12 protein-coding genes are annotated in these 17,528 nt (G+C 73.3%); 4 read left to right on the top strand and 8 right to left on the bottom strand.

Going from position 1 to position 17,528, the window contains the following annotated elements; all coding sequences use genetic code 11:
• Window positions 1–26 precede the first annotated feature (26 nt).
• From ACZ5NW_RS19670 to ACZ5NW_RS19660, 3 genes are all read left to right on the top strand, one after another.
• Window positions 27–1,118, top strand: coding sequence for a hypothetical protein (locus ACZ5NW_RS19670; RefSeq protein WP_468745127.1), 1,092 nt, complete (start codon window positions 27–29; stop codon window positions 1,116–1,118).
• A gap of 31 nt (window positions 1,119–1,149) precedes the next feature.
• Window positions 1,150–3,336, top strand: a complete 2,187-nt coding sequence (locus ACZ5NW_RS19665; RefSeq protein ID WP_468745126.1) for a peptidylprolyl isomerase — start codon at window positions 1,150–1,152, stop codon at window positions 3,334–3,336.
• Window positions 3,337–3,413: 77 nt separating this feature from the next.
• Window positions 3,414–3,866, top strand: a complete 453-nt coding sequence (locus tag ACZ5NW_RS19660; protein ID WP_468745125.1) for an iron chaperone — start codon at window positions 3,414–3,416, stop codon at window positions 3,864–3,866.
• 4 nt (window positions 3,867–3,870) lie between these two features.
• On the opposite strand, the gene ACZ5NW_RS19655 is transcribed toward ACZ5NW_RS19660, so the two are convergent.
• Genes ACZ5NW_RS19655 through ACZ5NW_RS19630 form a run of 6 tightly spaced genes read right to left on the bottom strand, consistent with a single transcriptional unit; the run spans window position 3,871 to window position 10,358 of the window.
• Complete coding sequence (locus tag ACZ5NW_RS19655) at window positions 3,871–5,205, bottom strand: cation:proton antiporter (protein WP_468745124.1); 1,335 nt, start codon at window positions 5,203–5,205, stop codon at window positions 3,871–3,873.
• 56 nt (window positions 5,206–5,261) lie between these two features.
• Window positions 5,262–6,350, bottom strand: a complete 1,089-nt coding sequence (locus ACZ5NW_RS19650) for an alpha/beta hydrolase (RefSeq protein WP_468745123.1) — start codon at window positions 6,348–6,350, stop codon at window positions 5,262–5,264.
• The gene (locus tag ACZ5NW_RS19645; protein ID WP_468745122.1) at window positions 6,347–7,144 is read right to left on the bottom strand and encodes a 2-oxo acid dehydrogenase subunit E2; all 798 of its coding nucleotides are present in this window, start codon (window positions 7,142–7,144) and stop codon (window positions 6,347–6,349) included. Before ACZ5NW_RS19645 ends, ACZ5NW_RS19650 begins: the two co-directional genes overlap by 4 nt.
• On the bottom strand, window positions 7,141–7,368 hold the full coding sequence (locus ACZ5NW_RS19640) for a phosphopantetheine-binding protein (RefSeq protein WP_468745121.1): 228 nt from the start codon (window positions 7,366–7,368) through the stop codon (window positions 7,141–7,143). The genes ACZ5NW_RS19645 and ACZ5NW_RS19640 overlap by 4 nt, the downstream gene beginning before the upstream one ends.
• Window positions 7,365–9,320 carry an HAD-IIIC family phosphatase gene (locus ACZ5NW_RS19635; RefSeq protein WP_468745120.1) on the bottom strand — a complete coding sequence of 652 codons (1,956 nt, stop codon included), beginning with the start codon at window positions 9,318–9,320 and terminating at the stop codon, window positions 7,365–7,367. Before ACZ5NW_RS19635 ends, ACZ5NW_RS19640 begins: the two co-directional genes overlap by 4 nt.
• Before the next feature lie 3 nt (window positions 9,321–9,323).
• On the bottom strand, window positions 9,324–10,358 hold the full coding sequence (locus ACZ5NW_RS19630) for a 3-oxoacyl-ACP synthase III family protein (protein WP_468745119.1): 1,035 nt from the start codon (window positions 10,356–10,358) through the stop codon (window positions 9,324–9,326).
• A gap of 342 nt (window positions 10,359–10,700) precedes the next feature.
• Here ACZ5NW_RS19630 and ACZ5NW_RS19625 point away from each other — a divergent pair, with 342 nt between their 5' ends.
• Entirely contained in the window at window positions 10,701–11,297 is a 597-nt protein-coding gene (locus ACZ5NW_RS19625) for an allene oxide cyclase barrel-like domain-containing protein (RefSeq protein WP_468745118.1), read from the top strand.
• Window positions 11,298–11,362: 65 nt separating this feature from the next.
• On the opposite strand, the gene ACZ5NW_RS19620 is transcribed toward ACZ5NW_RS19625, so the two are convergent.
• Together ACZ5NW_RS19620 and ACZ5NW_RS19615 are read right to left on the bottom strand one after the other, a co-directional pair.
• Complete coding sequence (locus ACZ5NW_RS19620; protein WP_468745117.1) at window positions 11,363–12,847, bottom strand: FAD-dependent monooxygenase; 1,485 nt, start codon at window positions 12,845–12,847, stop codon at window positions 11,363–11,365.
• Window positions 12,844–17,505, bottom strand: a complete 4,662-nt coding sequence (locus ACZ5NW_RS19615) for a type I polyketide synthase (protein ID WP_468745116.1) — start codon at window positions 17,503–17,505, stop codon at window positions 12,844–12,846. The genes ACZ5NW_RS19620 and ACZ5NW_RS19615 overlap by 4 nt, the downstream gene beginning before the upstream one ends.
• Window positions 17,506–17,528: the final 23 nt, after the last annotated feature.

Raw genomic sequence — 17,528 nt, 5'->3', positions numbered from 1 at the left:
CCGCCCGTGGCAAGGAGGGAGAGCGTATGACCGCCGTCTCGTCGGCCGGCGACCGGGTGCGTCTGGGCAGGAGCATCGCCTCCCGTCTGGCCGCGTCCACGGACGCCGACGCCGCGTTCGTCGCCGGGAGTTCGGTGGTCGGGCTCGGCAGCGCCACCAGCGACATCGACGTCTACCTCGTCGGCTCCCGGGCGGGCGAGAGACGGCAGCAGATGTTCACCGGCACCACCCGTGTCGACGTACAGCATCTCCGCCTGGACACCCTGGAGGCGCTCGTCGACCGGGTCCTCGGCCCCGGGCTGCGCTCGGACCACGCGGGACCGCCGCTGTCCGACCGGGAGATCGCGCTCACCGTCCGGCTGCTCACCGGTGACGTCGTCACCGACTCGGGCGCCCTGGCCGCCCTGCGCAAACGGCTCGACGAGCATCCCCTGCGGCTGGCCCGGCTGGTCATGAACAACTGGACGCTCGCCGCGTACTTCGCGGCCGAGGACTGCCTCGGACTGCGCCGCTCGGACGACCCGCACGACCTGGACCCGGCCGCGCTCGCCGGCCGCCGCGCCCTGGTGTGCGCCGGGAAGGCGCTGGCCGCGGCGGGCGGTGACCTCTACTTCGGCGAGAAATGGGTGTGGCGGCAGCTCGCCCGCAGCGGCCCCGACGGATTTCCCTTCGCGCGGTTCCAGCGGCTGCTGCGCGACGACCCCCTCGCCACCGACCCACAGGCCGGCCTCACCGCCCTCACCTCGTTCGCCCAGACCTGTCTCATCGCCACGGCCACCCTCGGCTGGCAGGGCGTCGACGTCTCCCACTGGCCGTCCTGGTCGCAGGGCCGCGCTGCCCCGCGCAGATCCCCGGAATTCTTCCCGCGCGCCTACGACGACATGGTGACGCTGGTCGAGCCCGCCGGCCGGCACTTCCGCCTGCCGCCCGACGCGGCACTGGTCTGGGGTCTCAGCGACGGCCTGCCCGCGCGGGCCGTCACCGGACACGCACTGCGCCTGGCCACCCGGTCTCCCGCGTACGCCGCGCTGACCGAGGAGCGCTGCGCGCACATCACGGCCGAACTGCGGGACGCGGGCCTGCTCATCGACGATCACGGACAGCGGGGCGCGATGTGAGACGTTGTCAGGGCGCGCCACGGGAGGCGACATGAGGTTCCGGCACCGGCGCAGTACCACCCTCGACCTCGCCCTGGCGCTCCAGCGCGAGCTGATCGGCCGTACCGGCTCCTGGGAGCTCACCTTCCTGCCCCGACCGGTCACCCCGGACGCGGACCTCCTGCGGGACGGCCTGCGGTCATGGGCGGGGACCGTCGGCTCCGGCCTGCCCGCGTTCCTGGCCGCCGCCGACCGGCCCGAGGATCTGCCCGCCCTCGTCGACGACGACCGCCTCCGCCCCGGAACGGAACTCGTCACCACCGCGCTCACCGCGGCCGCGCCGGCCCTCGCCGAGGCACTGCCCGCGTTCGAGGAGCTCCGCAAGCAGGCGGCCGCGGAGATCAACGACCTCCTCGCGCCCGAGCGGTACCTGGCCCCCCTCCGCGCGGCCCTGGGCACCGCCGGGACCGAGCGGACCCTGGACCTCCACCTCGTGCCGCTCGCCCCCGCGCCGCCCGCCACCGGCTTCCTGATCGACGCGGGCAGCATCACGGGCCTCTACGTCGACTGCCGCCGCTTCCGCGGACCGACGCTCGCGGACGCCACCCTGACCATGCTGGGCTGGGCGCAGCTGAGATCCGGGACCATCCCCGAGAGCCATCTCTCCTCCGAACTGGTCCGCCGCCTGCCCGGCAGCGCCCCGTACCAGCGTCGGCTGCGCGTCCTCCTCACCAAGATCCTCGTCGAGATGACGGCCGGTCACCTGGTCCGCGCGCTGGACCCGGCGCACCGGCCCTGCGTCGACGTGCTCGGCACCAAGTGGCGCTACGCGCGCCTGTACTCCGTGGCCGAACGGCACTGGCCCCGCTATCTCGACGGCGACCTGGACCGCGCGGAGGCCCTGACCCTGCTGGCCGAGGACCTCGCCGCCCACAGTCCGCGCTGGTTCGTGGACTCCGTCGACCCCTCCTCCCTCGCCGCCGACTTCTACCTGCTGGAGTGGCTCACCTCGGCGGGCGACCGCACGGCCAGGGCACGCCTGTTCCGCTGGCTGCCCCACCTGTGCGCCGACCTCGCGGGACACCTCGACAATGTGATCGGCAACGAGCTCGGACACTACGAACGCGCCAGGATCCACCAATACCCGCGCGAACTGGCCGAGTTCATCACGGAGATCAACCAGGGCGACAGCCGCGTCACCTGGCAGCGGCAGCGCCGCGAACGGGGCCACGGCCCGGCCCTCAAGCTCGCCACGGAAGCGTTCGCCGGCCCGGGCGTCGAGTTCGGCGGAGAGGCCTGGGCGCCGGTGGCCGCCATGGTCCGGCGCTATGTCCAGCACGAACTGCCCGACCGGGTCTTCGTCGACCAGTGCTTCACCCTGGAGCACAACAACGGCTCGCTGTTCGACAAGTACCACGACACGACGACCATGCGTGAGGTGCTGGACGCCCAGGCGGCGACCGACCTCGACACGCTGCTCACCCACGCCTCCGCCGAGGTCCGTGAGCTGTGGCGGGCCTGGCGCTGCGACAACGCGCAGGGCCATCCCGTGTGGCTCGGCTCCAGCCCTACCGCTCCCGCCTCCGCTCCCGGCCCGCACACCGGGGCACCGGGCACGGTCGGCTGCGGCGACCGCGCCGAACGGGACGCGTACGACCCCCTCGGCGACCCCCTGCGTGACGCGGCCGTACGGGTCCGCCAGACGCCCGCCCGGCGTCCCTTCGCCGCCTCCCTGCGGACGTACCGGACCCTGGCCGCGGTCCTGCACACCGAGTGCGGCGACATCCATCTCGCGCTGCGCCCCGACGAGGCCCCCTACACGGCGGACAACTTCGTGGCCCTGGCGACCGGAAGCCGCACCTGGACGGACCCCCTGACCGGCGCCACCGGCGAGGGCGGCTTCTACGACGGCACGGTCTTCCACCGCCGTGTGCCGGGCTTCGTCGTCCAGGGCGGCGACCGGCTGGGCACCGGGCACGGCAGCGCCGGATACCGGATACCCGAAGAGATCCGTCCCGACCGGGGATTCGAGCGGCCCTTCCAACTTGCCATGGCGAACCTCGGCCGGGACAGCACCGGCTCGCAGTTCTTCATCACCCTCGCGCCCGCACCGCACCTCAACGGGCAGTACACGATCTTCGGCGAGGTGGCGGACGCCCCGTCGAGGGACGTGGTCGGTGCCATCGCCGCGTCCCCGACGGCCGTCCGCCTCGAACGGGTGACGATCTCGGCGAGCTGACGACGGGCCGTTGTCGGTGGGTGGGGTTAGGGTCCACTGACAGCCTGTACGGAAGATCCGCTTGGGGGAGAACTCGCATGAGCAGCACCGAGGACGGCGCGTACGAGGGATTCACGGCCGAGGAACGGGCCGCGATGAAGGAGCACGCCCAGGAGATGAAGAAGGCGGCGCGCCGCCGCTCGCGCGCCGACAAGGAGGCGGAGGCGGAGCGCGACGTGCTGGCGAAGATCGCCGAGATGGCCGACCCGGACCGGATCATGGCGGAGCGCGTCCACGCCGTCGTCACGGAAAGTGCCCCGACGCTCGCGCCGAAGCTCTGGTACGGCATGCCGGCCTACGCCCTGGACGGCAAGGTCGTCTGCTTCTTCCAGAGCGCCGAGAAGTTCAAGTCGCGCTACGCCACGTTCGGTTTCAGCGACCAGGCCAAGCTGGACGACGGCCCGATGTGGCCGGCCGCGTTCGCCCTGACCGAGGTCACGCCCGAGGTGGAGGCGCGGATCGCCGAACTCGTGAAGCGGGCCGTGGGCTGATACGTCAGCGCGGGGTGTCCGTCGCCGCCAGCGGTCGGAGCGTCCGTGCGCCGGTCGGCGGCGCCCCGCTGAACTCGGCCTCCAGGTGTTCCGGCAGGGCCAGCCGGTACAACGGAAGGGTCGCGGCACTGGTGATCACGGCGACCACCACCAGGACGGAGAAGACCGGTTCGGTGATCAGCCCCTGCGTCAGGCCGATGTTGATGAAGACGAGAATCATCAGGCCGCGGGCGTTCATCAGACCGCCCACGGCGAAGGACTCCCGCCAACTGAAGCGCAGCGCCCGCATCGTCAGGGCGCTGCCGAAGTACTTGCCGGCGACAGCGGCCGGCAGCGCGATCGCGCCGAGCAGCAGGGTGGCGGCCGAGACGCCCTGCAACCGGGTGGCGAGACCGGACTGCGCGAAGAAGATCGGCAGCATCAGGGTGGACACCGTGTCCATCATCCGGTCGTGCACAGCCTTGCGGAACTCGACGTTGCGGGGCATGGCGAGACCGGCGACGAACCCGCCGAGGACGGCGTGGACCCCGATCCGGTCGGTGACGTACCCGCAGATCAGCGGGACGAGGACGACGACGTACATCGCGCCCGGACCGAGCGTTCCCGTGCGGGCCACCCGTTGTCCCACAGGACGCAGCAGCCGCGGGGCGACCAGCGTCATGACGGCGACGAACAGGGCGCTCCAGCCGATCACCGTCAGGGCTCCACCGGGCCCGGAACCGGTGTGGACGGCGGTCAGCGCCGCGAGGAAGCACCAGGCCACGGCGTCGTCGATGGACGCGGCGAGCAGACACAGCCGCCCCAGACGCGAGTTCTCCAGACCCCGCTCGTACAGCACGCGCGCGAGCATGGGCAGCGCGGTGATGGACAGCGCGCCGCCCAGGAACAGGGCGAACTCCCACCGGCCGACGTCGTCGCGCGACACCTCGTCCCACATCAGCAGGCCCACCAGGGTGCCGAGGACGGCCGAGGGAAGAAAACCGGAGGCCGCCAGCGCCACCGCGTGACGAGGCCGGTCGGCCGAGCCCCCGCCGTGGTCGAGTCCGGCGCCGACGAGGAACATGTACAGGGTGAGCCCGATGGTGCTCAGGACGTACAGCACGGACCGGGCCGACGCCGGGAACAGGTCGGCCTGAAGACCGGGTGCCAGCCAGCCGAAGAAGGTCGGGCCGAGCAGGATGCCCGCCACGATCTCCCCGAGCACCCGCGGCTGTCCGACCATGAGGGCGAGCCGCCCGCACACGGCCGCCGCGAGCAGGATGACCGACAGCGCGGGCAACACCTTGAGCGTGAGTTCGAGGTTGGGATCGGTGGCGGCCGCGGCCAGGGAATCGTGCACGGGAACGTCGCCCTCCTCAGTCGGGTGCGCGTACGGCACGGTGTGCGGGAGGGCCGTCAGGAACCGGGGGCGAGGCGGCGGCGCGCGCGGGCGGCGCGCCACATCAGGTCCAGGAGCGCGGTGCGCGGGCTGCGCGGCTGGTCCATGCGCAGCAGGGAGCGGACGCACCACAGCTGGGTCTCCGCCGTGTGCCTCGGGGCCCCGTGCACATCGTCGTGCTCCAGCAGGCTGAGCGAGCGCACATGGTCGCGCAGCCGCCGTGCCTCGCTGCCCGGGATGATCTCGTCCCGGCGGCTGACCGTGTAGTGCACCGGTATGTCCAGCGCCGCGAGCTGGTCGTCGCCGAGGGCGAAGTCGGCCATGTCCGCCAGGACATGCGGCGGGGTGCCGCCGGTCAGCCGGGCCAGGGTGGCCACGGTGATGCGCGGAACCCGGGCCTGCCACTCGGTGTCGGTGAAGAAGTCGTGCACCGGCGCCCCGACGGTGATGACACCCCGGATCCGGGCGTCGTCCAGGGCGCACCGCAGCGCCATGTGCCCGCTGAAGCTCAGCGCCATGGCGTACGTCCGCTCGACGAGCGCCCGGTCGGCGACCGCGTCGAGGATGCCGGACAGCATGCGCCAGCTCTTGGCGTCGTAGGGCAGGGTGTTCTCGCCGACGCCGGGCATCTCGGTGACGACGGCCGCCACGCCCAGCCGCCGCATCCGGACGAGAGCGGGCACCCACTGCTCCTTCACGGTGACGATCCCGCCCATGATCAGCAGCAGCGGGAGACGCCGTGTCGTGGACAGCCCCGTGCTCCAGCAGCGGACCCGGCCGCCGGGCAGCACGACGTCCAGGCGTTCCAGTCCGGGCGCCTGCGCCCGCTGCCACTCCTCCAGGGTCTGCGCGCAGCGCTCCAGCGCGTGCCGGCGTCCGGGGCCGTCGACGAAGGGGAAGCGCCCCATGGCGAAGTGCCGTGACGCCTCCAGCGGGCGGCCCGCCCGGGCCAGACTCTCGCCGGCCCTCGACCACTCCGCCACCCAGGTCCCGGGGCCGTCGCCCTCGTCCGAGTCGATCCGGTCGAGGACGTCGCGGTAGCCCTCGATGCGCTGGCCACGGGCGTGCACGTCGACATATCGCTTCAGCTCGACGACGTCGTTCATGAGTCTCCGTCCGCAACGTCCTTGAACGATTCGAGGCCTTCCTTGATCTCCGCCAGCACGTCGGCGGCCTCGGCGCCGTCGATGACCCGGTGGTCGAAGGTGAGGCTGAGGCGCATCAGCGGCGCGATGGCGAGCCGCCCGTCCCGTACCAGCGGCCGGTCGGCCGTCGCGCCGAGACCGAGGGTGACGGTGGTCCCGCCCACCGAGTAGAAGCCGTCGACCGGCCGGTGGGCGAGGGAGGTGACGGCGAACGTGCCCATCACCGCGGGCCGCCGGCGCAGCGGGCGGGTGCCGGCCCGGAAGGCCAGGGTGCGCAGCGGCCAGGGCAGCCGATGCAGGGCGCGCGTCGGGGCGAACTCGGGCATGGTCCCCGGATCGCCGTGGCGGAAGTGGTCGATCCGGTCCTGCACGGCGTTCAGGCCGGTCCGCTCCAGGTCGCGCAGCACCGTGGAGAGCACCACACGGTGGCCGTCCAGGACACGGTCCAGGGTGAGCTTGCCGTGCACCCCCTCGTACCGGGCGATCCTCGGCCTGGCCCGGCCCCGGATCGCGGCGTTCGCCTCGGGGTGGCGGGCCAGCACCCGGGCGGCGGTGTGCAGGACGTACGCCGTCGTGGAGTAGCGGCGGCCACGGGCGCGGGCCTCGGCCCGGTGGTCACGGATCGCGGTCATGTCCACGGTCGTGTCGAGGAACACGGGCGAGAACGACCGGATCTCCTCCAGGAAGCTCAGCGTGTGGCGGCGCTGCCGGGCCACGGGCCGTGGCGTGACGGGGTCCTTCCCGGGGGCCGTCATGCGGCCACCGCGAGCCGGTAGATGTCCTCGAGGCTGTCCGCCTCCAGCGCGTCCGCCAGCGGAAGGGACCGGCCGGTGGCGCGTTCGAGGAGCGTCAGCAGGGACAGCAGGTGCACGGAGTCCCAGCCGGGGACCTGGTCCAGTCCCGCGCCGACATCCGTACGCGTCACCGGCAGGCCCAGGTCGTCCTGGAGCAGGACGAGGAAGTCGTCGATGGTCTTCACGCGTTGTCGTCTCCGTCGTGGTCGCGCTCGGTGAGCCGGACGTGGTCGGGGACGGCCGGCAGGGTTGTCATGTCGTGTCGGTAGGTCGCCGTGGTGCCGTCGTCGGAGACCGTGGTGAAGCCGTGGCGCGGATAGAAGTCCTTGACCTTGCCGTTCTTGGCGGTGGCCCGGTACTCGGCGCGAGCCTCCCGGACACCGTCCCGCCGGGCCCGGCGCAGCACCGCCGCCAGGACGGTCTGCTCGATGCCACGGGAGAACACACGGCAGCTCAGCACGAAGTTGTCGAGATGCAGGGTGGCGCCGTCCCGACGGGTGAACACCGCGCCGACGACGCCGTTGTCGCCGAACCGGTCGGCGGAGCCGATGACAAGGACCTCCGCCGCCGGATCCGCGATCAGGGCGGTGACCTCGGCGGGCTGAAGGCGCCGCGTCGTCTGGTTGAACTGATTGGTGCGCAGCGTCAGTTGGGACACCCGGGCCACGTCGGCGGGGCCGGCCGGGAACAGCCGCACCCGCACCTGGAGCCGGCTCAGGTACTCCTCCAGGGAGTCGAAGCTGTCCAGGAAGTCCTTGCGGACCAGCTCGTCGCGGTACTTGGCGACCCGGGTCAGGTCCTCACGCGTCAGCTCCTGCGTGTCGAACCAGCCGTCGCGCAGCAACGCCTCCATGTGCAGGGCCGGTTCGTCGCTCACCGGCACCACGGCCACCGCCGGCAGTTCGTGCCGGACCAGCCCGCACTCGTAGGGGCTGTCGTCGACGAAGACGAAGCTGTCCACGCCCACGTTGAGCGAGGCCGCGAGCTCGGTGAGATTGTCGTGCTTGGGGCGCCAGTTGGCGACGACACGGACGAAGTCGTCCTCGCGCAGCGTCATGTCCGGGTGGTCGCGCAGCACCTCCCGCACCGGCTCCGGGTCGTTCTTGCTGACCGCGGTCAGCAGCACTCCCTGGGCGCCCAGCTGTTTGACGACGCGCTGGAAGGCGCGGTGCGCCTCCCCTCGGTAACTGCCACCGGCCTCGATGCCGTCGGGGCCGTCCTCGCCCAGGACGCCGCCCCACAGCGTGCCGTCGAGGTCGAGGGCGAGCGCCTTCTTCGTCCGTCCCGCCCGCAGCCGCGCCAGGTGGCCCACCTCGCGGGCGTAACCGCTCAGCAGGGCGGCCGACAGATGAGCCTTCGTGTACAGGCTCAGACGGGGCTCGCTGACCGGGCCGCCGTCGCCGATCAGCGGATCGAGGTCGAGGACGACGACGTTGGGGTGCGCCTCGGCCAGGCGCAGCAGGCGGGTGTTGGCCGCCCGCCACACCACGCCGAGCCGGGCCCGCGAGCGGTGGTCGACGAGCTGCGCGGTGAACCGCCGTGGCAGCGGCAGGGTGTTGAGGACGAGCGTCGCCTTGGACGTCTCGGCGAATTTCGCCGCGAGCCCGGCCACGGTCTCGGTCCTCGCGCGCGCCAGGCGCTCCACGTCGTCGCAGTTCCACGGCACGGGCACGTCGTCGAAGACGACCATCGGATCCAGCACGCACAGCACCAGATCGGGCTCGGCCCGGTACAGGTCGCTGCCGGGGTCGCCCAGGTCGAAGACGTACGAGTCGAAGTCGCCGAAGTGGGGGCGCAGCAGCAGGCCGTGGCGGGCCAGTTCGGCGGTGAGGGGGGCCCGCAACGGGGCCAGGGTGCCGTGCCCGGTGACCGCGATGGTCACCGTGGGGGTGGTCGGGTGGAGGGCCAGGACGTCGTCGGGGTCGAGCCGGGCGAGAAGCTGTCCCGCGCGGGCCAGCTCGGCGTCGTCCAGGCCGGTCAGCAGCGCCGGAAGGCGGGGGTAGTCCTGGGCCAGCCGCCCGGCGCGGTGGAGATCGAGCAGGGTGGGCTCGGCGGGCGTGGCGGGGCCCGGCGTGGTCGACGTGGCAGAGCCATGGGTGGGGGAGTCAGGGGTGGTGGAGGTCGGAGAGTCGGTCATGGTTCAGGCCTTCTCCAGTGCGAAGCCCGCCTGGATCCACTTGCTCGACTCGACGGCCACCGCCAGCGCCCGGTCCCCGGCGACCATCCGGGGCAGCAGCCGCTCCAGCTGGAAGAACGGCAGTGCGTTGCCCGTGTTGCCGGTGTCCCTGATGCAGGACACCTCGTGGGCGCCCGTCAGGCCCAGCCGGGCGACGATCCGGTCGGTCATCCGGCCCGACAGCTGCGGCGGCAGCACGTAGTCGATCTCGGTCTCCTTCCAGTCGAGCACGTCGAGCACCTCACGGGCCACGTCGGCGGCGAGCACCGGCACGGACTCCTCGATCGCCTTGTAGTCCTCGGCCACGGGTGGCCGCTCGCGCCCCCGGTCGGCCCGCCCGTACCAGTCGATGACCTGGCCCGGTTCGCGGCCCAGCCCGACCAGCCGGTTGTGCACATGGCGTACGGCCACGGCCTGCGCGGACGGCTCGGTGCTCAGGACCAGGGCACCGGCGCCGTCGCCGAACAGCGCCCCGTTGATCTGTTCCGCCGGGGGCAGACGCGCGGCGTCCAGGGTGACGTCCAGGTGCTTGGCGCAGGAGTCGGCGCCCATGACGAGGGCCGTGCGATGCCGCCCGGTGCGCAGCATCTGCACCGCGACGTCCAGCGCCTGCACCGCGCCCGCGCATCCGGACTGGAGCTGGTACGTCGCCACGCCGTCGATGCCGAGCCGGTCGGCGACGGTGTTGACGGTCGCGGGCATCAGCAGATCGGGCGACGAGGTCCCCAGCACCATCAGGTCGATCCGCGACGCGTCGACCCCGGCCGCCGACAGGGCGCGCCGGGCGGCCGTCTCACCGAGATCGGCGAGGCTGTGGCGGACGTCCCCGGTGGCGAGGTCGACCGCGAAGTGCCGGCTGCGGGTGCCGACGAACGTCTCGACCCACTCCTCCCAGGCCTTGGGCATCCCGAAGCGCCGGGCCAGGGCGGCGTTGTCCACGGCGGGGCCGGGCAAGGCGGTGCCGGCCGACCGTACGTAGATGTCGGATGCGTCGCTCATCGGTTCCTCCATCGGCCCCTGCGCGGCCGGGATCACGGGCGGCTTGCACGGCTGTCGCACGCGAAGAGCGCACGCCCGCCGTGGCTGTGCACGCCGCCCATCGTCGGCGCCCCCGCTAAAGCTGTTCTTTCGCACACCAAAGCCGTCCCCGACACGCCAAAGTCGTCCCGGACGCCCCGTGCCGGACCCGTCCCAACCGCCTCCAGCTCCCGCCCCCCCGCGAGCGCACCGGGGCCGATGGGAAAGCCGGGGCCAAGGGGTGCTTTAGCCGAGGCTTCCAGGCTGGCCCGTGACAGGAGCCAACGGCGGCGACGACCAGCCGGCACAAGAGGGAGCGGCCGAGTGCCTGACAGTGAGACGACCGTGACAGCGGGCGCGACGGAGCCGGACGGGCTCGACCAGCGGGCCCTGGATTCTGGACAGCTCGCCTTCCAGGGGCAGATGCCCGCGACGAGCCTGGTCGAGCCGCGTGATCTCGCGCTGGCCGCCGCGGCGGCGGCCGGGATCTACGACCCCGCCAAGGACTCGGCGGAGGAGGTCCTGAAGCAGTGCGTCATCGTCGAGGGCCTCACCGAGGTCATCGAGAAGATGGCCATCCACGACGAGGGCACCCACGGGGCCGCCGCGCTCGCCGAGTACCAGGACGGGTTCTTCGACGCGGACGGCAACCGGGTCGGCACGGTGATCGGCTCCGCGCGTGTCCTGTCCATGGCACCGCACATGTGGCAGTACCACCAGAGCCGTACGGAGTTCGAGGGCGGCACCTTCGAGACGCACGGTGTCATCGACGGCACCGCGATCCTGCACGGCTTCACCCAGATCTTCCAACTCACCGGAAAGACAGGCCGGTTCGCCGGCAAGGTGGGCTTCATGACGCTCACCATCGACGACCCGACCCAGCGTCCGCCGCGCTATCGGACGTCGTTCGCCCTGGCGTGATCGCGCGCGGCGGGAGATGACATGGCCCGTACCCGGGAGCCCCGGGTACGGGCCATGTCCTGTGCTCAGTCCCCCTCTGCGGCTTCCGGGCCGAACCACCGTACGGCGGCCGCGGTCAGCCCGGCCTGGTCGGCGGCCGCTCCCGCCCACGCCACCCGCCCGTCGGGCCGCAGCAGGACTCCCTCCGGAAGACCCTCTACGGGCGCACCGGTCACCACATCGATGAACCCGCGCCGGCCGGCCACGGACGCGCCCAGCACACCGCCCGGCGACAGATCGAGCAGGATCCCCAGCCCGGAGTGCGATGCCTCGCTGACGGAGACCGGTCCGTCGGCCGTCGCCACCTCGGTCAGCGGAAGCCTGCGCCCCACCAGGTCGTGGGCGCCCTCCCCGACGAGGGACGCGTAGCGGATGTCGAGGCCGCCCACCAGCGCCACGAGATGGTCGTTGACCTGGTCGAGCCGCACCAGTTCGGTCAGCAGCTCCCGCAGGGGGCCCGTCCCGCCGCCCGGCCGCAGCAGGGTCATCTGGGCCCGTGTCGTGGAGCAGGCGCGGGCGCCCACGGGGTGCCGCTCCTCGTGATAGGTGTCCAGCAGGTCTTGGGGGGCCCGGCCGCGCAGGGTCGCGGCCAGTTTCCAGCCGAGGTTCACGGCGTCCTCGATGCCGGTGCTCAACGCCTGCCCGCCCAGCGGGAAGTGCACATGTGCCGCGTCGCCGGCGAGGAACACCCGGCCCTCCCGGTAGCGCTCCGCCTGCCGGGTGGCGGCCGTCCAGCGCGACAGCCAGCGCGATGTGCCCCGCGTGGCCAGTTCCTCCCCCGTCAACCGCCTTACGTGCGCGGCGAGTTCGTGGGCGGTGACCTCGGCGGCGGAATCGTCCGGTGCCGCGTCGAACTCCCCGGTCGTCACCCGCAGGACGTTCTGCGACACCGGTCCCACCGTGAAGAACCCGGCGTCGTGCTGGTGTACACCGAGCCGGTCGAACAGCGGATCGCCCGCCTCGACGTCCAGATCGCCGATGAGCCCGTAGAAGACCTCGTCGACACCGGGGAAGCCGATCCCGGCCAGCCGTCGCACCGCGCTGCCCGCGCCGTCGCAGCCCACCACGTACGCGGCCCGGATCACCTCCGTCCCACCGTCGCGGCGTACGTCGAGCTCGACGCCGGAGGCGTTCTGGCGCAGGCCCACCACCTCGGCGCCGCGCCGCACCTGAGCCCCCGCCTTCGTCGCGTGCTCCTCAAGCCGCTGCTCCACGCGATGGTGGGGCACCAGGAACGTGTACGGGTGCGATCCGGCGAGCGGCGCGGGGTCGAGCCAGATGTGGGCGAAGTGGGCCCGGGGGAACTCCATGCCGTCGCCCTGAAGGCTGTCCATGATGCCGCGCTGGGCGAGCAGTTCGACGACGGCCGAGTTGATCGCCATGCCGGGCGCCTGCTCCCCGGCCTCGGCGCGGCGCTCCAGCACCAGCGTGGGCACGCCGGCCCGGGCCAGTTCGGCGGCCAGCATCAGGCCCACGGGGCCCGCGCCGACGACTACGACGGAGTGGTTCATGATGCCTCCAGGAGATCGGCGGACGCCGACGAGGTGTCGGAGTCGCCGAGGTGGGCGTGCAGGTGCCGGGCGAGCGCGGCCGGGTTCGGATGGTCGTAGACGTCGGCCGTGGACAGTTCGATGCCCACCGTGCGCAGCCGGGTGCTCAGTTCCAGGGCGGTGAACGAGGACAGGCCGAGGGCGATGAAGTCGCTGTCGTCCGCGATGGTCTCCGACGCGGAGTGGCCCAGCACGGAAGCGATCTGACGGCGGATCAGATCGAGAAGGAAGTCGAGCCGCTCGGCGGCGGGGACGTCGGCGAGCCCGCGCAGCTCCGGTCCGTCCGCGGGCGGGGTGGCGTCCAGGGCCGAGCGCGCCTCCGGCACTCCGAGGAGCAGCCCGCCCGCCCGGCCGCCCGCGAGGCGCGGCACGAGGCGCTCCCAGTCGAAGTCGGCCACCACCTGCGTGTGTTCCCCCAGGTGCGGGGCGCGGGCCAGCAGCGCGGTGATGTCCTGGGGCGCTGCCGCGGTCACCCCGGGGCCGCCCGCCCCGGCGGTGACGGACTCGTCCCAGGGAGCCACCAGCAGGGACAGTGCGGGCAGCCCCCGGGCCCTGCGGCCCGCCATGAGCGCGTCGAGGGCGGCGTGCGCGGGCCCCGTGTCACCGAAGCCGGGCAGCCCGAAGACCCCGGTCAGGGACGAGACCGTGACGAACGCGGTCAGGTCCAGGCCGCGGGTGAGGTCGTCCAGATGCCCGGCGGCCATGACATCGGCCGAGGCCCGCACCAGGGCGTCCTTGTCCAGCGGGCGCAGTGTCGCGTCCCTCGGCGGGGCGGCGAGATGGATCACCGCCGTCAGCGGCAGCTCGTCGGGAACCGAGGCGAGCAGGCCGGCCACGGCCGACCGGTCGGTGAGATCGACGTCCGCGACCACCAGGCGTTCGCCCAACTCCTGCCGCAGTTCGGCCAGTTCGGGGTCCCTCGCCTGGCCCGGGGGCGGTACGGCCAGGACCTGGGCGCCTTCGTGTCCGGCCACCCAACGGGCGACCTCGGCCCCCGGAGAGGACAGCAGGGTTCCGCAGACGAGCACCGTGCCGGCCGGCTGCCACCGGCGGGCGTCCGCGTCCCGCCCACCGTCGCGCCCGCCCGGCGCGAGCCGCCGCACCCGGGTGCCCGAGGAGCGCAGCGCGACCTGGTCGTCGGCGCTCTGGCCCGCCAGCAGCCGGGCCAGCCGGGCGGCCGAGCCGGCCGTCAGGCCGCCGTCCGCCGGGAGGTCCACCAGACCGAAGCGGCGGTGCACCCGCTCGGCGGCGAGGGCCTGGCCGAGGCCCCAGAACATCGCCTGCGCCGGATCGGGCGCCGGATCCCGCTCGTCCACCGCCGTCGCGCCCCGCGTACCGATCCACAGGGGGACGGCGAGCCCCAGCTCGTCCAGGGCGTCGGCCAGCGCCAGGGTGGCGGCGAGGGCGGCGGACGAGTCCTCGCCCCGATCGCCCTCGCCCGGCGCCGGCAGGGCCAGCACGCCGTGCACGTCCCCGACCCGAGCCAGCGCGCCGCGCAGGGCCCCGGTCAGGTCCGCCGCCGAGGCGGTGGCCACGTCGACGACCACCGGCACCGCCCGCAGGGACGGGCCGTCCAACGCGTCCGTCACCCGGGCGGCCCACGCCTCGTCGGGCACCGCCACCAGCCACGTGCCCGCCCCGGCGGTACCGGGAGCGTCGGCGACCGGCTCCCAGCCCAGCCGGAGATGGCGCCGCTGCCGGCGCCGCCACCCCGCGAAGGAGGGCAGCAGCGTCTTGAGCGCGGCCAGCCCCTCCTCGCCGATGTGCAGGTCCGCGGCGAGCGTGTCCAGGTCCTGCTGCTCCACGGCGGTCCAGAACCGCGCCTCCGGCGCAGCGCCGGCGCCCGTTCCCGCACCGCGTGCGACCGCGTCGATCCAGTGCCGCCGGTGCTGGAAGGCGTACGTGGGAAGGTCCACCGTCCCCGTGCCGTACTCCGCGAAGTACGTGGCCCAGTCCACGTCCGCCCCGTGCACATGGGCGTGCCCCAGCGCGGCCAGCAGCGTCTGGGCCTCGGGCCGCCGGGCGTTCAGCACCGGCACGGGCATCGGGACGTCCGACGGGAGGCATCCGGCGGCCAGCGGCGCCAGCACCGAGTCCGGTCCCAACTCCAGGCAGACGGTGACCCCTTGGGCGTACAGCGTGGCCATCCCGTCGGCGAACCGGACGGCCTGCCGGGCGTGCGTCACCCAGTACCCGGGATCGCACAGCTGACGATCGGTGGCCAGCTCCCCCGTCACGTTCGACACCACCGGGACACGCGGCGCGTGATACGTCAGCGACCGGGCCACCTGCTCGAACTCGCGCAGCGCCGGGTCCATGCGCGGGGAGTGGAAGGCGTGCGACACGCGCAGCCTGCTCGTCCGGCGGCCCTGCGCGGCGAAGCCGTCGGCCACCGACCGCACCACGTCCTCGTCGCCGGAGACGACGACGGCCCGCGGCCCGTTCACCGCCGCGACGGACACCTGCGCGCCGAGCCCGTCGAGGGCGGCGACGACCTCGCTCTCCTCCGCCTCCAGGGCGATCATGGCACCGCCCGGGGGCAGGTCCTGCATGAGCCGTCCGCGCGCCGCGACCAGCGTGCACGCGTCGGTGAGCGAGAGGACCCCGGCGACGTGCGCGGCGGTCAGCTCGCCGACGGAATGGCCCATCACCGCGTCCGGCCGCAGCCCGTAGTGGTGCAGCAGCCGGAACAGCGCCACCTCCACGGCGAACAGCGCGGCCTGGGTGTGCGCGGTCCGGTCCAGGAGCCGTGCCTCGGCGCTGCCCCGCGCCGCCCACATCACCTGCTTCAACGACCGGCCGAGCAGCGGTTCGAGGCGCTGGCACACCTCGTCGAGCGCGTCGGCGAACACCGGGAACGCCTGGTGCAGCTGGCGGCCCATGCCGAGCCGCTGGGAGCCCTGACCGGAGAACAGGAAGCCGATGCCGCCCCCCGAGGCCGTGCCCCGCACCAGGTTCCCGGCGGGCTGCCCCTCGGCGAGGAAGCCCAGCCGCCGCACGAACTCCTCGGTGTCCTCGGCGATGAGCACCGCACGGTGGTCGAGCTGGGCGCGCGTGGTGGCCAGCGAGCGGCCCACCTCCGTGACGCCGAGGTCCGGGGAGGCGGCGACGAAGGCGCGCAGCCGGTCGGCCTGGGCCCGCAGCGCGGCGGCGCTCTTCGCGGACACGATCCAGGGGACGGGACCACCGTGCCGGACGGGCTGCCGCTCCTCCTCAGGGGAGTCATCGGCGGCGGGCGCCTCCTCCAGGACCACGTGGGCGTTGGTGCCGCTGATCCCGAAGGAGGACACCCCGGCCCGCCGGGGACGGCCGCCGCGCGGCCACGGCACCGGCTCGGTCAGCAGCCGCACGCCACCCGACTCCCAGTCCACATGCGGCGACGGCGCGTCCACGTGCAGGGTCCGGGGCAGCTCCTCGTGCCGCATCGCCTCGACCATCTTGATGATGCCCGCGACCCCCGCGGCGGCCTGGGTGTGCCCGATGTTCGACTTGATCGACCCCAGCCACAGCGGCCGGTCCGCCGGCCGGTTCCTCCCGTACGTCGCCAGCAGTGCCTGCGCCTCGATGGGATCGCCGAGCGTCGTGCCGGTACCGTGCCCCTCCACCACGTCGACATCGGCGGCCGACAGACCGGCCCGGGTCAGGGCCTGCTGGATGAGCCGCTGCTGCGCGGGACCGTTGGGCGCCGTCAGACCGTTGCTCGCGCCGTCCTGGTTCACGGCGCTCCCGCGCACCACCGCGAGGACCGTGCGGCCGTTGCGCCGGGCGTCCGACAGCCGCTCCAGGGCCAGTACGCCCACGCCCTCGGACCACCCCGCGCCGTCCGCGGCCGCCGCGAACGACTTGCAGCGCCCGTCCGGGGCCATGCCGCGCTGCCGGCTGAACTCCACGAACAGCATGGGCGTGGCCATCACCGTCACCCCACCGGCCAGCGCCAAGGAGCACTCCCCGCGCTCCAGTGCCTGGCAGGCCATGTGCAGCGCCACCAGCGACGACGAGCAGGCCGTGTCCACCGACACGGCGGGCCCTTCGAGACCGAGCGTGTACGACACCCGGCCCGAGGCGACACTGCCCGCGCTGCCGTTGCCGACCAGGCCCTCGTACTCCTGCGCGTCGCTGCCCATCAGCCGGGCCCCGTAGTCGCTGTACATCACGCCCGTGAACACCCCGGTGCCGCTGCCGCGCAGCGTCACCGGATCGATGCGGGCGCCCTCCAGCGCCTCCCAGGACGCCTCCAGCAGCAGCCGCTGCTGTGGATCGACGGCCATCGCCTCACGCGGGCTGATCCCGAAGAACTCGGCGTCGAACTCCGCGGCGTCGTACAGGAATCCGCCCTCGCGCGCGTACGACGTCCCCGGGTGCTCGGGGTCGGGATGGTACAGCTCCGCGATGTTCCAGCCCCGGTCCGAGGGGAACGACGACACCGCGTCGGTGCCCTCGGCCAGCAGCCGCCACAGGTCCTCGGGCCCGCGCACGCCCCCGGGATAGCGGCAGCCCATGCCCACGATCGCGCTGGGCTCCCGCACACCGGACTCCAGCTCCTCCAGACGCTGACGCGTCCGGTGGAGGTCGGCGGTGACCCATTTCAGGTAGTCGACCAGTTTCTGTTGGTCCGTCATGCGTACATCAGCCCTTACTCGGT

It is taken from the genome of Streptomyces sp. NPDC032126 (assembly GCF_055580085.1).
This window is presented reverse-complemented; position numbering and strand designations above follow the sequence as displayed.